Source organism: Tunturiibacter gelidiferens (genome assembly GCF_013410115.1).
Classification (GTDB): domain Bacteria; phylum Acidobacteriota; class Terriglobia; order Terriglobales; family Acidobacteriaceae; genus Edaphobacter; species Edaphobacter gelidiferens.
On record NZ_JACCCV010000002.1, the window covers coordinates 1,259,260 to 1,277,226 of the forward strand.

The following is a 17,967-nucleotide window of genomic DNA, read 5'->3' on the forward strand; positions in this document are numbered from 1 at the left end:
GATGGAGGCGACCCTCACCTTCCTCGGCACCGGCACCTCCATGGGGGTGCCGACCCTCGGCTGCGACTGCGCCGTCTGCACTTCCGCCGTCTCGCCACACGGAGACCCGCGCAATCGCCGAACCCGCCCCTCCATCCGCCTCGACTACAACAACCACACCGTCCTCGTCGACACCGGCCCCGACTTCCACGCGCAAGCCATCCGCGAAAACATCCGTCACGTCGACGCCGTACTCTACACCCACGGTCACGCCGATCACGTCCTCGGCTTCGACGACCTGCGCCCCCTCAGCTTCCGCGTCAAAGGCGACATGCCCATCTACGCCGACGACGCCACCGCAAGCAGCCTCGAGCGCATCTTCGAGTACACCTTCCGCAAAGAAGATCGCTACCCCACCAGCGCCCAGGTCGAGATTCACCGCATCGACCCAACACCCGGAGCAGGCGTCGATCTCTTCGGTGCATGTTTTCGCAGAGTCCCGGTCACCCACGGCCGCGAGGAGATCACCGGCTACCGCTTCGGCAACGCTGCCTATCTCACCGACATGAGCGACATCCCACCCGAGAGCATCCCGCTCCTCCAGAATCTCGACGTACTCATCCTCGATGCCCTCCGCCGCGACCCTCATCCCAGCCACTCGCACCTCGATAAGTCTGTAGCCCTGGTAGATCAGCTGAAACCGAGCCGTGCCTTCTTCACCCATATGAGCCACGACCTCGACCACGCCACCACCGAAGCCGAGCTCCCACCCCACGTTCGTCTGGCCTACGACGGCCTCAAGATCACCTTCGAGATCGCACCGGAGACCGCCGCATGAGTATCGCATGGAAGTTCCTGATTCTCGTCATAGCCTCGTATCAAGTCGCCGCTGGCGAGTCCGTCAACTTCAGCTTGCCCGAAACCAACAAGCTAATCTCGTTTACGTTTCAATCCAAACCAGGAGGTAACTCCTCGTTTCGTTCCTTTCAGGTCGATTTCGAAGGCAAGCACTTTGATTTCACCGCGAGAAACTCTATAGCTCGTATTCCAGCAAATCCTAACGAGCGTCGGGCGCTCGGGTATTGGATCGATATCCCGGGCCTGAAACTTCATCCTTCTCGCTATTTCCTTGTTGGCAAATATGGCACAGCTTCGGACTCGCGTACCCTTCTATTTTTCATCAGCGATGCCGGAGCGAGCGACGCCGCCGCATTACTTGTAATTGGATTTTCAACCTCGGGCGATCCTTACAAAGTACTTGAACGCGACTACTTGGATGTCACTTCATTTCAATCGACTCCCGACGGTACTGGTCTTATAGTCGGCAAAGAGACTCTCTCTCAGGTTATGGGTGGGGACGGCTTCAACGGTTCCACAAAACCTTATGCCACCACCTACGACCCGTTCTCGGTCTTCATCGTCCATCCTGAATCTAAAGCAGTCTACTCATTGGTCGTATCTCGAAGCTACAACCAGAAACACTATGTATGGGCGGGGTCCCACTCTCGGGAAGACTACGCCGTTCTTTACAACCTTCCCGAGCATCACGGACTTATCGGTGCGCCGACCTCTCGCGTACCGGCTCTTCTCGGAGAATCAAGGAACGAAGCGAAGCCATGATCATCTTCAACTCTCTCGCAGACATCCCCGCTGACTTCGGTCCTTCGATCGCCACCATCGGAAACTTCGACGGCGTCCATCGCGGCCACCAGTGGGTCACCGCCGAGGTCGTAGGGCAGGCACGCGCAGAAAACATTCGTTCCATAGCCATCACCTTCGATCCACACCCTGCACGAGTCATCCGCCCCGAATCCAGCCAGCCGCTCATCACGCCGCTCCCGCAAAAGCTCGAGCTGCTCGCAGCCACTGGCATCGACGCCGTTCTCGTACTTCCCTTCACCACAGAACTCTCGCATATGACCGCCCGCGCCTTTGCCACCGAAGTGCTCAAAGACGCCCTGCACGTCACCCAGCTGCACGAGGGAGAAAACTTCCGCTTCGGCTATCAGGCCGAGGCCGGCGTCGAAAGCCTCGAAGCACTCGGCCGCGAACTCGGCTTCAGCGTGCGTGTCTACGCGCCGCGTCATCTGCGCGGAGAGACTATCTCCTCAAGCCGCATCCGCCAGATGATCGCCGAAGGCGACGTCACCCACGTTCGCGCCCTGCTCGGCCGCAGCTTCGCCATCTGCGGCACTCCCGCCTCAGGCCGCGGCTACGGCACCCGCTACACCGTCCCCACCATCAATCTCGCCCCCTACACCGAGCTGCTTCCCGCAAACGGCGTCTACATCACGGAGTTGACCGTCGGCACCGGAACCTCAAGCGAGACTTTTGATGGAGTGACGAACGTAGGCAATCGCCCAACCTTCGGAGCCGACTCCTTCACTGTTGAAACCCACCTGCTCAACTTCCACCCCATCGATCTGAACGAATCCACGCCGCTTACCCTGACGTTTCTGCGTCGTCTTCGCGCAGAGATGCGCTGGCCAAATCCCGAAGCGCTCAAGGAACAGATCGGCCGCGACGTCACCAAGGCAAAACGCTACTTCAATATATGTCGGGCGGTGGGTTCGAAACTCCACTCCGCTCGTCCTTAGACTTCGCGGTCATCACCGTTGGTTTTACCGGAACCGCAACCAGCTGCGGCGCAGGACGAGATGCTTCAGGCATCTTCGGCTTCTCCTCAGCAGGTACCGGCGCAGCGGAAGCTGGAGCGGCAGGCTTCGACCTCTCTAAGCTCGGCGCTTCCAGACTCTGGTCCTGCTTCGGCACCAGCGGCTGTACAGGTTTAGCTGCATTCGGACCACCCGTGGGGACATCCAACTTCTTCTTCGGCGCGCCCGACGTGGGGAATGCCTCATCCGGCTTGGTCGCAATCGCAGCCTTCATAAAATCCATCCACATCGGCAACGCCGCTCTCGCCCCGGTCTCTTTTTCACCCAGCGACTCGCGATCATCAAATCCAATCCACGTCCCACACGTAATCGACGGCGAAAACCCAATGAACCAGGCGTCCGTGAAGTCGTTCGTGGTCCCTGTCTTACCGCCCAGAGGATGCTTCAACTGCGAAGCGGAAGCGCCAGTCCCATATCGAACCACCGCCTGCAGAAACTGCATCATCGTCCGCGCCGTATCAACCGAAATCACCTCTGAAACCTGCGACGGAGCCGCATCCAGCGGCAGCCCGTCCGCCTGCGTCACCTTGCGAATGTAGCGCGGCTCAATCCGAATGCCGTCGTTCGGAAAGACGCTATAGGCGCTCACCTGCTCGGCCAGCGTAATATCCGCCGAACCAATCGCCACCGGCAGAAACACGGGAATGTTGCTGGTCACTCCAAACCGATGCGCCGTGTCAATCACCTTGCGGATTCCGTACCGGTCCGCCAGCTTCAACGCCGGGATATTCCTCGACTCGGCGAACGCGTTCAGAAGCGACATCGTCCCCTTGTAGTCTCCCTCATAGTTATGCGGCGTATAAGGCCCATTCGGCGTAGGAAAGGTCGTAGGCCCGTCAACAATGAAGTCCGTAGGTTTGGCACCACCCTCAATCGCGGTCGTATAAACATAAGGCTTGAACGACGAACCCACCTGCCGCTGCGCCTGCGTCGCGCGATTGAACTGCGACAACCCAAAGTCCCGCCCGCCCACCATCGCCAACACCTCGCCGGTAGAGTTATCCACCGCCATCATCGAGGCCTGCGCTCCAGAATCCTGCTCCAGCGAAGCGTTCAGCGTTCCATCCCCGGCGAAGCTTTGTACCTTCACGTACACGACATCCCCTGTACGCAGAAAGCTGTCGCCATCGGTGTTTTGCGTCCATCTCCAGTCCTGAGGCGTAAGCACAACCAGCCGCGCACCTACCTTCACCGTAACTCTCTTCGCAGAGACCGCCGTGACCACCCCGTGGACATAGCTTCCAATATCAATCGGCTGCACCCAATCCGGATGACGATAGCTCTCAATATCTGCTCCGTCCAGTACAACGTTCGGCAGCCTTCCCTTCCAGCCACGCCGCCGCTCATATGTTGCCGTACCATCCAGAATCGCCTTATTCGCCACCTGCTGCAGATCGAGATCGAGCGTCGTATAAACCTTCAGACCCGCGCCATGAACCTCTTCCACACCAAACTGCTTCTCCAGTTGCTTTCGCACCTCTTCCACAAAATAAGGTGCGACGCTGTTCGCAGGCGGCTCCAGATGCAGCCCAAGCGGTGCCGCTTCAGCAGCCTCTTCCTGCCTCTTCGTGATCTTGCCGTCCGCAAGCATCTCGCTCAGTACAAGATTTCTGCGCTTCAACGCGCGATCGGGAAACTTGATCGGCGAATAAGCCTCAGGCCCCTTCGGCAACGCCGCCAGCAGCGCAGCCTCCGGCAACGTCAGATCATGCACCTTCTTATTGAAGAAATACTCCGATCCGGCCTCAAACCCATACGTCCCATGCCCCAGATAGATCTGGTTCGCATATAGCTCGAAGATCTGCTGTTTCGTAAATCGCCGCTCAATCTGAACCGACAGGAACACCTCCTGCAGCTTGCGGCCATACGTCTTCTCCGACGAGAGAAACAAGTTACGCGCCAGCTGCATCGTCAACGTCGATGCCCCCTGTGCTCTCCCATTCGAGTGCAGATCCCGATACGCGGCCCCCACAGCCCGCACCAGGTTCACTCCCCAGTTGCTCTCAAAGCTCTTGTCTTCAATTGAAATGATCGCCTGTTTCAGAACCGTCGGAAACTCGGAATAAGGCAGCACCACCCGCCGCTCCAGCGCAAACGAGCCAAACGGCTTGCCATGCACATCCAGCAACTCTGTCGTAGTGTTCGGACGATACCGCGCCAGGTCATCCATCTGCGGCAGATCAATGGAGTAAACCAGCATCAACCCGCAAAGCGCCCCAAAAACAGCAGACAGCCCGAGCAGCGCATAAAACGTAACCCGCCTCGCAATGCGGCGACTCGGATAATCAGGCCCATTCAGCGTGGCGCGGCGCAGCGCACGTTGCCAATCGGGCATCTCGTCATCAGGCGTTGGCGGCCTTTTTTCGGGGCTGTGTAAGCTCTGCACGAAGTCTCACGATAGCACGGCAGAGGAGACGTTTCTCTCCCACAAAAGGGCCAATCACACGCCCGAAACAATCAGCCTAAGCGGCCTTGCTCTTCAACAGGTCCAGCGCCTTCGTCAGTTGTTCATCCACCGTCACTGCAGGCTTCTGCAGCGGCTGCTGCGTCTTCTCCGCGGGAGTCGTCGTGTCTTCCTCCGCTACCGCATCCTCGGCAGTCGAAGCCACCAGCACTCCAGGCGTAACGCCATCATCCTGCAGCTTCTTACCCGAAGGCGACTCATACTTCGCAATCGACAGAATCAACGCCGCACCATCCGGCAGCTCGAACGTCTTCTGCTGAGCGCCCTCGCCAAAAGTCTTCTCCCCCACCAGATCCGCGCGTTTGTTATCCAGCAGCGCCGCAGCCACCAGCTCCGCCGGCCCCGCCGTCCCGCGATTCACCAGCACTACCACCGGCGCGGTCGTATTGATCGCCTTCGACGCATCCGCCGTAAACGTCTGCTTGGCAACCTTCTGCCCCTCCAGCATCGCAATCGTGCCGTCTTTCAGGAAAAAATTCGCCAGCCGAGTCGCCTCAGGCATATCGCCCGCCGCAACGTCACGCAGATCAAGCAGAATCTTCTTATTCCCCACCTTCTGCATCGCTTTCAACTTCGCCTCGATCTGCTGCACATGATCATGGTCCAGCACACCCGGTTTCAGATAAAGAATCGACGAGTTCTCATACATCGTCTCCGCAACCGGCGGCGGCGGCGTCGAAACCCGCGTCATCACGATCTTGTCCGGCGCAGCCTTCCGCGGCCGCACCACCGAAACCGTTAGCTCACTCCCCGGAGCCCCCTCCAGCAGCAGCTGAATCATCGCCAGCGAGATATCCCGGGTATCCTGCGGCCCAATCGCCTCAATAATGTCGCCATCGGACAGATTCGCCTTATCCGCCGGGCTCCCCGGCACCACCGAAACTACGGTCGCATACCCAAACCGCTTCGAAACATTGATCCCCACCTGCGCCTTGCCGCCCTTATCCGCCTTGAACGCCTTATAGTCTTCCGGCGTCAGATAGCTCGAGTCCGCATCCAGCGACTCCAGCAGCCCACGCAACGCGCCATTGGTCACCGCGTTGATATTCGGCTCTTCCACATAATCCGTCTGGATATGCCGCAGCACTTCGCTATACACATTGATCTGGCGATAAGCACCATCCTGCGGCTCGCTCGCAGCGCTCACAGGGTTTGAGTTCACCCCTAAAAACACGGTGACAACCAGAACAACCGACACAGCAAGCAACAGTATCTTCGAGATCTTAGGCATAGTTCGGAGCGACTCCAAGGGGTGTTCCCGGCGCAATACCGGTTAGACGCACCCGCAGGCGAAACGATCCCGCAGGCAAAACAATATAGACAAAATGATACTCTCGATCCATAGAGAGTGCGCCAGCAGTCGCTATAACACTTTGGTGGCGGTGGGCAGAATCGAACTGCCGACCTACGGGTTATGAGTCCGTCGCTCTAACCATCTGAGCTACACCGCCAATGTGTATAAGGCATGCCGGCACAAAACTCCTCTGTAGTCAGAGAGAACGATCGCCACGGCACAGCCATCTCCAATCATACTTGATTCCGGCCACAGCGAAAAGCCAGCCACGGACAGCCATCAGCGGGCCAGCCAAGGCGAGAAGCCGTCCATCCTCGGCGTCATCCCCGCCCGTCTGGCCTCCACGCGTCTCCCCCGCAAAGTCCTCCGCAATCTCGCCGGACGCCCCATGCTCGCCTGGGTCTACGACGCCGCCAGCGCCTGCCCCCAGCTCGATCGCGTCCTCATCGCCACCGACTCCGACGAGGTCGCCGACCTCTGCCATCGCAACCAATGGCCCGTCCAGCTCACCTCACCCGACCTCCCCAGCGGCACCGATCGCGTCCACGCCGTCGCCCGCCACCACCACGCCGACATCTACATCAACATCCAGGGCGACGAGCCCCTCCTCAAACCGCAACACCTCACCGCACTCCTCCGCCCCTTCACCCACCATCACGTCGAAGTCTCCACCCTCAAAGTCCTCTGCACACCCGAAAACATCGCCAACCCCAACGCCGTAAAGGTAGTCACCGCCGCCGACGGCCGAGCCCTCTACTTCTCCCGAGCCACCATCCCCTTCGATCGTGATGGACAAATCGGCAAAGGACAAGCCCGCGACGGAGCAGCCCTCAACAAGACAATTCGAGAGAGCGCAGCCAGCGACAGAGCCACCGCCCCGCAGTACTGGAAGCACATCGGCCTCTACGCCTACCGCAAGACCACCCTCGAGCGCTTCCCCACCCTGCCCCCCAGCCTTCTCGAACAAACCGAACGCCTGGAGCAACTCCGCTTCCTCGAAAACGGCATCCCCATCTACGTCGAGCCCACCGAATTCGACACTATCGGAGTCGACACCGAAGAAGACCTCCAGCGCGTCGAAGCCCTCCTCCGCTAACATTACCCACACAAAAGTGCCGCCATCTCGACCGAAGCTGTTCACAGTCTCATCGTGAACAGCGCAGTGGAGAGCCCCCCGCATTCCGCTTTGGCAGTTGCCTTTGTCTTTCTTCTTTTGTCGTTGCCTTTCTCTTTCTTGTTGTCATCCCCGAATGGGATCTGCTGTTGCCGTTGTCTGTTCTTTTATTGTCATTCCGCAGCGCACGGCGGAATCTCCTGTCATCTTTGTTCTCTTCCATCTGACAAGAATCGCCAAGAAAGCAGTAAACTAGAACTCCACCCGCGGAGCAGAAGTATGTTGCTCGAACTAGCCAAACCCGTAGCCCTCCTCCTCTGCCTCCTCTCCCTCCTCACGGTCTTTCACACCGTCTTCTTCGCCCTCGAAGACCCCCAGCTCCTCCTCCAGCCCCACCAGGCTATCCAGGACCGCATCATCGACTCCGTCCTCCTCCTCGCCCTTTCCGCCGGCATCTCCCTCATCGGCGCCTTCATCTTCCGCGAAGCCGAGCCCTACCCCCATCCACCCCTCTCCGCCACCCTCCCCTTGCAACTCTTCTACTGGGCCACCGCCATCATGCTCCTTCTCTTCCCGCTGGCTTCGTTTCTCGAAACCCACTACATCTTCAGCCCATCCATTCACTGGTAAGAGCGCGTAAAACGGGCTCAAAACCGTTGTCAACCTCAAAAACAGAGTAACCAGCTTATAATCAATAGGATAAGCGTGGCGTATCAGTTACCCCAATCCTCTATACTTGAAACAAAGGAACAAAAACTCCACCAAACCGTGGAGTTTTTTGCGTTTAAAGCGAACACTCAGCCGTAACTTATTTGTTTGCAGGAATCTGCAAGTAAGACCTTTGTTATCTATATTTTACAAACAATACACACGTCTAAGTTATTGAAAATAAATAACTTATATCCTGGTAATAGGGGGTTCCCCCTGAACCTGGGGAGAGGAGACAAGACGTTGACAGAGACATCAGGCAGGCGACAGATCCAGCAGCCCCCAGACTCAGCCCACCGGGGTAAACCGCACTTCCAGCCCATCCACGCCCGCGCCCACCGAAACCCCCTCAAGCGACCGAACAACCCACTGCGCACCCTTCAGGTCGTCTACGTTGTGCGTCCCGGCAACGCCCAGCACCCGGCACCCGGCTGCCAACCCGGCACCCACGCCAGAAGGCGCATCCTCCACCACCAGGCACTCCTCCGGCCTCAGTCCCAGCAGCTCCGCGCCACGGCGGTACGGCTCCGGATCGGGCTTTCCCCGCTCCACCATATCCGCACTGATAATTCGCTCCGGCACCGGCAGTCCAGCCGTCTTCAGACGGCCCAGCAGCAGCCTTCGTGTCGCCGAGGTCACAATCGCCCACCGCTCCGCCGGCAGACTCTCCAACAGAGCCTTCACTCCCGGCAGCACCACAAGGTCCGCCACATCATTCATCTCCAGATCCTCGATGTACCGGAGCCCTTCCTCCGCATCGATATCCGGGCGCAGCTCCTTCACAATCTCGATGGCACGCATCCCATGCGGCACCATAAAAACCTCCGCATTCGGAATCTCATAGTGCTCCGCCCACTCCCGCCAGCAACGCACCACCGAACCGATAGAGCTCACCAGCACCCCATCCATATCGAACAGGATGCCCTTCGCCCTCACGCAGACCTCTTCGCTCAAGCCCCACGTCCCTGCAGCACAAAGTTCTTCGCCGCTGCCAGCACACGCTCCACAGACTCCACCGAGCAGCTCTCGCAATACACCCGCAACAGCGGCTCCGTCCCCGACGCCCGCAACAATACCCAAGTCTCAGCAGCGTTAGGTTTGCCCGCACAGTCAGGATTCTCGAGAAAGAACTTGATCCCATCCAGCGTCTCCACCCGAAGCACCTTCAGCCCCGCAAAGTCCGCCGCTCCCACCGAATCCTTCAAGGTCTTCGCCCGAGCAATCGCAGACTGCTTCAGTTCCTCATCGATATGCATATCGATGCGTCCATACTGGTGTTCGCCAAACTCCTCCTGCAAGGCAGCGACGAGTTGCCCGAGCGTCTTCTTCTCATCCGCCATCACGTTCGCCAGCAAAAGCGAGTTCAGCATCCCATCCCGCTCCGGCAGATGCCGGCTGATGCCAATGCCGCCCGACTCCTCGCCGCCAATCAGAATCTCCTGCTCGAGCATCAGGTCGCACACATACTTGAACCCGATCCCGTGCTCATGCAGCCGTCGCCCATACTTCGCCGAGATCCGGTCCAGCATCTTCGTCGTGTTGAACGCGCGTGTCACATCGCCCGGCCACTTCTTCCGCTCCAACAGCCACTTCAGAATCACTGCAAAGATCTTGTGCGCATCCACCACATTGCCATGCTCATCCACCGCGCCGATCCGGTCTGCATCTCCATCCGTGATCAGCCCGGCATCGCACCTCTCCGCAACCACCGCAGCCTGCGCAGCCTTGATGTGCGGCAGAATCGGCTCAGGATTGATCCCCGGAAACGCCGGATTGATCTCATTGCGAATTTCGACGAAAGGAATTCCAGCCCTCGTGAAGATCCCGGCAACCACTCCACGGCCTGCTCCATACATGCAATCAATCAAAAACTTGTATCCCGAGGCGCGAATGGCATCGAGATCAACAAACCGCGCAATCGCAGCAACGTAATCCGTGTTGAAATCGACCGTCTCGATCGGCGCAGGCTTCGCGGCCTTCGCCAACGGCTTGTCGAGATACCCCTCAATCGCAGCCATGATCGAAGGCTTGCCCGAACCGCCGTAGCTCGCCTTGTACTTCACGCCGTTCCACTCGGCCGGATTGTGGCTCGAGGTGATCATCACACCACCCGCCGCCTTCCGCTCGCGCACCGCATACGAGAGTGCAGGCGTAGGCGTGATCTCCGCCGCCATAGCCACCGGAATGCCCGCCCCCGCGAGCACCTCAGCCACAACCTTCGCGAAGGAGTGCGAGCCGAACCGCGTGTCATACGCAAGACACACCCCGGCCGCCGCATCCTCCTGCGCTAAAACGTAGTTCGCAATCGCAGACGCCGCCACCCGAACGTTTGCATAAGTAAAGTCATCCGCAATAATGCCCCGCCAGCCGTCCGTGCCAAACTTTACAACTGTCTCTGCCATAGTTTCTTCGATTTTTCCTGAATGGATTGATGCAGCAACCGCAACAGCGAAAAGAAAGGAAGACAAGAAAATAAATGAAGACGAAAGGTGAACGAAGAAACGAACTTCAGATCAGGTCTTCTCGCCCAGCACTCTTCAGTTGAGCGACGACTTTGCCCACATCCTGCGAGCGTTCGCGAGTCGTAATCAGCAGAGCATCCTTGGTCTGAACCACAACTAGATTCGTCACGCCAACCAGAGCGATGACCTTTCCCGGCGCATGAATGTAGTTCCCGCTCGAGTCGATCGAGATGCAAAGCGGATCTTCGCCCTCAAACACATTCGTCAGCGAGACGCTCTCCGGAGGACAACCAGCCGCATGCTCATGCAACGCCGACCAGCAGCCCAGATCGTTCCACTCAAAGTCGCCCGGAAGACTATAGATCTCAGCGCCTGCTTCGCCTTTGGCCGAGCGCGGTTCGAGCACCGCATAGTCGATGCTGATGTTGTCGCAAAGTGGATAAGCCTCCGCGAAGACGCGCTCGAACTCCTCCTTCGACGTCCGATAAGCCGCAGCAATCCGCTCCAGCAGCGGAGCCATCGCAGGACAGTGCTCGCGAATCGCATTCGCCAGAGTTCGCGCGCTCCAAAGGAAGATCCCTCCGTTCCACGCATAGTTCCCCGAAGCAACGAACTGCTCCGCAACCTCGGCATTCGGCTTCTCTGTGAACCGCTTCACGCGACGAACCGCAACTCCGGAATGAGGCACCTTCGAAGGATCTACGACCTCACCCAGCTCGATGTAGCCATAACCAGTCTCTGCCCGCGTAGGAGGAACGCCGAGAACGACAATCTTCTCCCCACTCGCAGCCAGCGCAATCCCAGCCCGAATCACCTCCGCGAATCTCGCCCCGTTCTTCACCACATGATCGGATGGAAAGATCCCAATCACCGTCTCTGGTGAACTCGGCTCCAGCAGGAACGCAGCAAGAGCACACGCAGGCGCAGTATTTCTGGCCGCAGGTTCGCTCAGGATATGCTCGCGAGGCACCTCAGGAAGTTGCTCGGCGATAAGGTCACCAAGGAGGCTATTCGTAATCACCCACACTTCGGCAGGGTCAACCAGCGGAGTCAGACGCTCAACCGTCTGCTGAATCATGGTGCGCTCTCCATCCAGAGCCAGCACCTGCTTCGCCCGCGCCTTCCGGCTTCGAGGCCAGAACCGTGTTCCGCTGCCGCCTGCAAGAATCACCGGAGCGAACCTCTGCTCCGTCTTACTACCTTCAATGGGCATAAGCCTCCGTCTTAGTGAAGAGACCGCACCGTAAAGCAGTGCGGTCCAGACGCAAGATCAACAGCTAACTCAACGTTGCGAAGTAATCCCGCATTCGCTTTACGCCTTCATCCACGACATCGTGCGATACCGCATAGGAGAGCCGGATATGCTCTGAAGTCCCGAAGGCCTCACCGGGAACGACGACGACATGCGCCTCACTCAGCAGCTTCGCCGCTAGGTCTGACGCCGACTTGATACCGCCCTTACCAATGAACTTGCTCACATTCGGATACACATAGAAGGCTCCCTGCGGCACCGTGCAGGTCAGACCCGGGATGGTTTTGAAGCCTGCCAGAGTCTGATCGCGCAGCTTGATGTAGTCGGCGCGCATCTCTGAGACGCACTCCTGCGATCCGGTCAGTGCGGCGATCGACGCACGCTGCACCATGCTGGCTGTGTTCGAGGTGCTCTGCGACTGTAGCTTGCTCATCGCCGCGATGATCGGCTTGGGGCCAAGCGCAAAGCCTGCTCTCCATCCTGTCATCGCGTAGGTCTTCGAGAGGGATCCCAACACAACGATGTGTTCCTTGCAATCTGTGAAGGAGCCGCCACTGACGACCTCACCAGTGAACGTCAGGTAGACGTAGCACTCGTCGAGCAGCACGTAAATCCCATTCTTGTGAGCGAGACGAACGATAGCTTCGAGATCTTCCGGAGCTACCACAGCACCGGAAGGATTCGACGGAGTATTTAGGATAATCGCCTTGGTCTTCGGGGTGATCGCTGCCTCGATCATCTTCGCGGTGATGCGAAAGTTTTCTTCCTCTTTGCTCTCGACCAAAACGGCCTTGCCACCGGCGTATTGAATGATGTCTTTGAAAGAGACCCAGTAGGGAACGGGAAGAATAACCTCATCCCCGTGGTCAACCAGAACCTGAATCGCATTGAACAGCGCCAGCTTGCCTCCAGTGGTGAAGACGCACTCGTCGGGAGTGTAGTTCGAGCCAAAGTCGCAGGCGTGACGATCCACGATCGCCTTGCGAACCTCGGGAATACCCGCGACATTCGTATAGCGGGTAAAGTTCTTCTCGATCGCCTCAATGGCCGCGTCCTTGATGTGGCGCGGAGTGGAGAAATGAGGTTCGCCCGCACCGAAGTCTGCGAGGTTCACGCCTTCAGACTTGAGCTTCAGCGCTGCGGCTGTGATCGCCATGGTTGCGGAAACTTCGATGCGGCCGATACGGTCCGCAAATATCTTCGTCGCTGTCGCTGTGGTCATGCCTCTAGTGTGGCAGATTTGGCCACCGAGATAAAGGAGCAAGTCTTCTCAGGCCTTCAGAGCCGGTTCGGAACCTTGGCCTTGAGGCGCTCGACCACGAGAGGAGGCACCAGAGCCGTAACGTCGCCGCCGAGCTGGAAGACCCCTTTTATCAGTCTTGAACTGACGTAGGTGTACTTTTCTGCCGGCATCATAAAGAGGGTTTCGAGCTCCGGATCGAGCTTGCGGTTCATCATCGCCATCTGAAACTCATACTCGTAGTCGCTGATAGCCCGAATGCCTCGGAGGACAGCTTTAGCACCCTGTTGCCGGGCAAAGTCGACCAGAAGGCCGTCGAACGTGGTCACCGAGACATTGCCAAAGTTGCGGGTCGCTTCGGCAATCATCTCTTCGCGCTCCGGGACAGTGAACAGAGGCGTGCCTTTTTCGGAGTTGCGAAGAATCGCTACGACCAACTCGTCGACTATCTTCGACCCTCGGGCGATCAGGTCGAGGTGCCCGTTGGTCAGCGGATCGAAGGTCCCTGGATAAATCGCTTTTACCGTATGCATGCATGAGCAGCATACCGCGCTTTATCGGTAAAAAATAAATCCACGCCTTCCTGTAGTCTTGCGTGTGCCCTCAAGCGTCTCTCCCAATAGCCAAAACAATGCGGCAGCGCGCTGAATACGGTTCCCTAATGCCATCACAAGCTCTTAGCACCGACGGTCTCACTATCACGCGGCAGACGAACATCGCACCGCAGGCTTCGGCCACACCGCTCGACGATATGGACTCGATCGTTGCTACGTACGAGCAGCGGATCTTCAGGTTCCATCTGATCTCAATTCGGGACCGCGATGTGGCGCAGACGTTGACCCAGGATACTTTCGTTCGAGCCTGGTCGGCGCGTAGCAGCTTCCGCGGCGACTGTTCGATCCTGACCTGGCTGATGCGGATTGCGCTGAACCTGGTTCGCGATCATACCCGCACCGACCGTTTTCGCTTCTGGAAGCGGGTCTCGGATACAGCCATTGATGTATCCGACATCTCGTCGCACGTTCCGCATCGCGACAGTTCGCTTGAGTCGCGTCTGATTGCCAGCGAGCAGATGACATTAGTCTGGGAGAGCGTCGCACAGCTCTCGGATCGCCAGCGCAGCATCTTCCTCCTTCGGTTCCTCGAAGAGCTTGAGCTCTCTGAGATCGCCAGCATTACGGGGTTGCCAATCAGCACCGTCAAGACGCACCTTTACCGCGCCCTCGCAACCATTCGGGCACGTCACAACGCTTCTCTCAAGGACTCTCTATGAACCTCCACCTCACTCACGAGCAACTCTGCGACGTTCTCCTCGCCGACTCGTCACTTCGGTCTGCTGGCGCCGATCGCGACACCGATGTTGTTGATCAGCATCTTCAGGCTTGCCTGATCTGCTCGGCGGAGTTGAAGAGCCTGCGCGATTCGCTCTCTCACTTCCGCGACGCGTCGATCTCTTATTCGCGGCAGGAATTCGCTCACAGCTACGCGCGGCGTTCCTCCATCGCGCCTCCGCACCATGTGCTCTCGCAGCCACTTTACTGGGCTGCAGCGGCTGTAGTCTTTGTCGCTGCCCTATTCCCGATCACCTTGCATCAACAGCAGTCTGCCGCTCGTTCCGCGGCGACGAAGGCCGCTGCGGCGTCTTCGCGGGCGGCTGAGTCGGACGAGGCTTTGCTGTCAGATATCGATCAGAAGGTCTCTGCCGATGTGCCTTCGCCGATGGAGCCGCTGGCTGATCCGACCGATGGAACAACTTCTGTAACCTCCACTTCAGACCAAAGGACGAACTGACATGCGCATGAGACCTTTACTTTCGATTGTTTTATTTGCGACTCTTTCTGGAACTTTTTTGACGGCGCAGCCACCGGCAGGTTCGCCACCGCAGCCGGGTGGCCCGATGGATCGGGACCGCGGCGGATGGGGTGGAGGAGCGGGGATGCGCGGGGGCTTTCGCATCGGGCCTCCAGGGATTTGGTGGCATAATCCTGACCTGATCCAGAAGCTGACGCTTACGCCGGACCAGCAGAAGAAGATGGATGACATCCTTCAGCAGAGCAAGCTGCAGCTGATCGACTTGAGGGCGAACGTCGAGAAGCAGGAGGTTCTGATGGAGCCGATGCTGGCGGCGAATCCTCCGGATACGAACAAGATCCTGGCGCAGATCGACCAGACAGCCCAGGCTCGCGCGGAGCTTGAAAAGGCGAACGCCAAGATGCTGCTGGCAATTCGCAACGTGCTGACACCGGACCAATGGACCAAACTGCAGGCCGAGGGGCGCGAGCGCCGCCGCATGAGGATGCAGGGTGGACCGGAAGGACCGGGTCGGGTTCCCGATGGCCAGGGACCACCTCCAGGTGGCCCGGGCGGCGGCGAGGGGATGTAGTAAGGGGCTGCGTTGCCAGCTTTGGTTCCCTCGTTTTTCAGGGGGTCCCCCCCTATTACCTGCGCATAAGTCGCTTATTTCATTAGCTTAGAGCATGGGTATTACCTTGTAAAGCCTTCATTCCAAACGAGTTGCCTGCAGATTCCTGCAGGCAAAGGAGTTACGGGAGTTTTTGTGTTTCTGAAAGTAAAAGCCCCGGGATTAGCCCGGGGCTTTTTTCATCTGATTCCAGTATAAATTGTTTGGCGTAACTCATGTGCCACGTCTATGTGGCTTGTTTGCATAGATTTAGCTTCGATTGGGGCTTGACAACTGAAAACCCCTCTGTCTGAAAACCCCCTCTGGCTGCGAAAAAGACAAATACAGGGATCTCCACTGCACAATGAACGATGAAACCGTTCGCGGTTCGCCGAGATGATGTGTCGTATGTGGCTTCCAGAGGCATTTAGACGGAGAAGCGCCGGCAAACCTGATGCCGGCGCTTCCTCGGGTGCTTCCCTGCTGTGATGACGATTACTTTTTGGCTCGGACGGCTTCCTTGGCCTGAACGGGGCCGTCGGCGGGAACCGGGGGGACTTCGGCTGAGGCTACGCCGGAGATGCCGAGCTTCTTGCGTAGTTCGGAGTCGACGCGGGCGAAGACGTCTTTGTTTTCCTTCATGAAGGCGCGAACGTTCTCGCGGCCCTGGCCGATGCGCTCGCCCTGATAGCTGTACCAGGCTCCGCTCTTGTCGACGATGTTGTGCAGGACGGCGAGGTCGAGCACGTCGCCCTCGCGGGAGATGCCTTCGCCGTAGAGGATGTCAAACTCGGCGTCGCGGAAGGGTGCGGCGACCTTGTTCTTGACGATCTTGACCTTGGTGCGGGAGCCGACGACCGAGTCGCCGTCCTTGACTGCGCCGATGCGGCGGATGTCGATGCGGACCGAGGAGTAGAACTTGAGGGCCTTGCCGCCGGTGGTGGTCTCGGGGTTGCCGAACATGACGCCGATCTTCTCGCGGATCTGGTTGATGAAGATCAAGCAGGTTCGGGACTTCGAGACGGTTCCGGTGAGCTTGCGGAGGGCCTGCGACATGAGTCGAGCCTGCAGGCCCATGTGGGAGTCGCCCATCTCGCCGTCGAGCTCGGCCTTGGGGACGAGCGCGGCGACCGAGTCGACTACGAGGACGTCGATGGCGTTCGAGCGGACGAGGGCTTCGACGATCTCGAGAGCCTGTTCGCCGTAGTCGGGCTGCGAGACGAGGAGGTTGTCGATGTCGACGCCGAGTTTGGCGGCGTAGGCGGGGTCGAGCGCGTGTTCTGCGTCGACGAAGGCAGCAAGGCCGCCGGCTTTTTGGGCTTCGGCGATGATCTGGAGGGTGATGGTGGTCTTGCCCGAGGACTCAGGGCCAAAGATCTCGATGACGCGACCACGTGGGACGCCGCCAACGCCGAGCGCTGCGTCGAAGGAGATGGAACCGGTAGAGATGACCGAGATGGGAACGACGTCTTTCGAGCCGAGCCGCATGATGGAACCCTTGCCAAACTGCTTTTCCAGCCCGGAAAGGGCCAGTTCTATTGCCTTGCTGCGGTCATCTGCCACGATATTTCTCTCCTGAAGAGTGAGTGAAAGGGAGGTTGATGTTTCAATTTGGGATTCTAGCATTCAAAACGGGAAAAGCAAATAAAAGGCGAATACAACTTAGAGGTGATTTTTGGAAGACCGTGTCCTGCCGGACGGGCCCACTACGCGTAGGGCGGTCACTTCGTGACGTGTGTACCTTTTCCGGGTGAATCTGGCGGCATTGGTCCTCCCGTTGGTCGGGCACAGTCTGATTCCGACCAGCGGGAGGACCGAAGAAGTCTAACCCTGCCGAGACAAGGTATACGAGTCACGAAGTGACCGCCCTACGCGTAGTGGGCCCGTCCGTCAGGACATATCCTCAGCTTGGATTACGTTCTAGTGGTGGTCATCGTGATGATCGTCGTAGTGATGATCGCGATGGTCTTCGTGGTCCCAGTGTCCTTCGTGCATCTGCCATCCTTGCTCGTAGTGGTCGTAGTGCGGATGGCTCCAATAGGCTCCGGCATAGGGTGGACGATCCCATCGGCCGGGAACCCAGACGTAGCGACCGTCGTTGACTCCCCAGTAGCCATCAACCCAGGCATACCCGTCTCCGGGCATGGGTGGGCGTACTTCGTAACGCAACGGCGGAGGCGTTCTGCCGATGTAGATGCCGATCTGGCCAAACGAGGGCATTGTCAGGGTGACTGTGGTGACTGCAGCAAAAAGCCATTTCATCTTCAAATTAAGTTCTCCGTTTCAGTTCCAGCTTCGAGAGAACCTTATCTTCATCACGATGTCAATGACCCGAACCGCGTCTTCCCGGATACGGGGCTCGGCTGTAAGCGGGAACA

17 protein-coding genes and 1 tRNA gene are annotated in these 17,967 nt (G+C 58.4%); 8 read left to right on the top strand and 10 right to left on the bottom strand.

Features of this window, described 5'->3' with window-relative positions:
* Position 1 precedes the first annotated feature (1 nt).
* The 3 genes from HDF12_RS17290 to HDF12_RS17300 are packed head-to-tail and all read left to right on the top strand — an operon-like array spanning position 2 to position 2,576.
* Positions 2-817: an MBL fold metallo-hydrolase gene (locus HDF12_RS17290; RefSeq protein ID WP_179585354.1), complete on the top strand. Its 816-nt coding sequence runs from the start codon at positions 2-4 to the stop codon at positions 815-817.
* Entirely contained in the window at positions 814-1,599 is a 786-nt protein-coding gene (locus HDF12_RS17295) for a hypothetical protein (protein ID WP_179585356.1), read from the top strand. Before HDF12_RS17290 ends, HDF12_RS17295 begins: the two co-directional genes overlap by 4 nt.
* Positions 1,596-2,576 carry a bifunctional riboflavin kinase/FAD synthetase gene (locus HDF12_RS17300; protein WP_179585358.1) on the top strand — a complete coding sequence of 327 codons (981 nt, stop codon included), beginning with the start codon at positions 1,596-1,598 and terminating at the stop codon, positions 2,574-2,576. Before HDF12_RS17295 ends, HDF12_RS17300 begins: the two co-directional genes overlap by 4 nt.
* Here the strand turns inward: HDF12_RS17300 and HDF12_RS17305 are convergent.
* The 3 genes from HDF12_RS17305 to HDF12_RS17315 all read right to left on the bottom strand — a co-directional run bounded on the left by HDF12_RS17305 (position 2,527) and on the right by HDF12_RS17315 (position 6,569).
* Complete coding sequence (locus tag HDF12_RS17305; protein WP_179585360.1) at positions 2,527-4,989, bottom strand: penicillin-binding protein 1A; 2,463 nt, start codon at positions 4,987-4,989, stop codon at positions 2,527-2,529. The two genes, HDF12_RS17300 and HDF12_RS17305, sit on opposite strands and share 50 nt — an antisense overlap.
* A gap of 127 nt (positions 4,990-5,116) precedes the next feature.
* The gene (locus HDF12_RS17310; protein ID WP_179585363.1) at positions 5,117-6,349 is read right to left on the bottom strand and encodes a S41 family peptidase; all 1,233 of its coding nucleotides are present in this window, start codon (positions 6,347-6,349) and stop codon (positions 5,117-5,119) included.
* A gap of 143 nt (positions 6,350-6,492) precedes the next feature.
* A tRNA-Met gene (locus HDF12_RS17315) sits at positions 6,493-6,569 on the bottom strand.
* Positions 6,570-6,722: 153 nt separating this feature from the next.
* Between HDF12_RS17315 and kdsB the strand changes: the two genes are divergently transcribed.
* Positions 6,723-7,508: a 3-deoxy-manno-octulosonate cytidylyltransferase gene (kdsB, locus tag HDF12_RS17320; protein ID WP_373563984.1), complete on the top strand. Its 786-nt coding sequence runs from the start codon at positions 6,723-6,725 to the stop codon at positions 7,506-7,508.
* A 297-nt stretch (positions 7,509-7,805) separates the two neighbouring features.
* Positions 7,806-8,156 carry a hypothetical protein gene (locus HDF12_RS17325; RefSeq protein ID WP_179585365.1) on the top strand — a complete coding sequence of 117 codons (351 nt, stop codon included), beginning with the start codon at positions 7,806-7,808 and terminating at the stop codon, positions 8,154-8,156.
* A gap of 366 nt (positions 8,157-8,522) precedes the next feature.
* Here HDF12_RS17325 and HDF12_RS17330 read toward each other — a convergent pair whose 3' ends face one another.
* The 5 genes from HDF12_RS17330 to coaD form a co-directional block, all read right to left on the bottom strand.
* On the bottom strand, positions 8,523-9,188 hold the full coding sequence (locus HDF12_RS17330; protein WP_179585367.1) for an HAD family hydrolase: 666 nt from the start codon (positions 9,186-9,188) through the stop codon (positions 8,523-8,525).
* On the bottom strand, positions 9,185-10,636 hold the full coding sequence (locus tag HDF12_RS17335; protein WP_179585369.1) for a phosphoglucomutase/phosphomannomutase family protein: 1,452 nt from the start codon (positions 10,634-10,636) through the stop codon (positions 9,185-9,187). The genes HDF12_RS17330 and HDF12_RS17335 overlap by 4 nt, the downstream gene beginning before the upstream one ends.
* A gap of 106 nt (positions 10,637-10,742) precedes the next feature.
* Positions 10,743-11,909 (bottom strand): mannose-1-phosphate guanylyltransferase, encoded by a 1,167-nt coding sequence (locus HDF12_RS17340; protein WP_179585371.1) that lies wholly within the window; start codon positions 11,907-11,909, stop codon positions 10,743-10,745.
* 64 nt (positions 11,910-11,973) lie between these two features.
* Positions 11,974-13,170 carry a pyridoxal phosphate-dependent aminotransferase gene (locus HDF12_RS17345; RefSeq protein ID WP_179585373.1) on the bottom strand — a complete coding sequence of 399 codons (1,197 nt, stop codon included), beginning with the start codon at positions 13,168-13,170 and terminating at the stop codon, positions 11,974-11,976.
* Positions 13,171-13,226: 56 nt separating this feature from the next.
* A complete protein-coding gene (gene coaD / locus HDF12_RS17350; RefSeq protein ID WP_179585375.1) occupies positions 13,227-13,721 on the bottom strand; it encodes a pantetheine-phosphate adenylyltransferase in 495 nt (164 codons plus the stop codon).
* Between the two features lie 128 nt (positions 13,722-13,849).
* On the opposite strand from coaD, the gene HDF12_RS17355 reads away from it, so the two are divergent.
* The 3 genes from HDF12_RS17355 to HDF12_RS17365 are packed head-to-tail and all read left to right on the top strand — an operon-like array spanning position 13,850 to position 15,571.
* Positions 13,850-14,461 carry an RNA polymerase sigma factor gene (locus tag HDF12_RS17355; protein WP_179585377.1) on the top strand — a complete coding sequence of 204 codons (612 nt, stop codon included), beginning with the start codon at positions 13,850-13,852 and terminating at the stop codon, positions 14,459-14,461.
* Positions 14,458-14,979: a hypothetical protein gene (locus HDF12_RS17360; protein WP_179585379.1), complete on the top strand. Its 522-nt coding sequence runs from the start codon at positions 14,458-14,460 to the stop codon at positions 14,977-14,979. The genes HDF12_RS17355 and HDF12_RS17360 overlap by 4 nt, the downstream gene beginning before the upstream one ends.
* 7 nt (positions 14,980-14,986) lie before the next feature.
* The gene (locus HDF12_RS17365; RefSeq protein WP_179585381.1) at positions 14,987-15,571 is read left to right on the top strand and encodes a Spy/CpxP family protein refolding chaperone; all 585 of its coding nucleotides are present in this window, start codon (positions 14,987-14,989) and stop codon (positions 15,569-15,571) included.
* A 513-nt stretch (positions 15,572-16,084) separates the two neighbouring features.
* Here HDF12_RS17365 and recA read toward each other — a convergent pair.
* Together recA and HDF12_RS17375 are read right to left on the bottom strand one after the other, a co-directional pair.
* Positions 16,085-17,152 (bottom strand): recombinase RecA, encoded by a 1,068-nt coding sequence (recA, locus tag HDF12_RS17370; protein ID WP_179585383.1) that lies wholly within the window; start codon positions 17,150-17,152, stop codon positions 16,085-16,087.
* A 357-nt stretch (positions 17,153-17,509) separates the two neighbouring features.
* Positions 17,510-17,851 carry a YXWGXW repeat-containing protein gene (locus tag HDF12_RS17375; protein WP_179585385.1) on the bottom strand — a complete coding sequence of 114 codons (342 nt, stop codon included), beginning with the start codon at positions 17,849-17,851 and terminating at the stop codon, positions 17,510-17,512.
* Between the last annotated feature and the right edge of the window lie 116 nt (positions 17,852-17,967).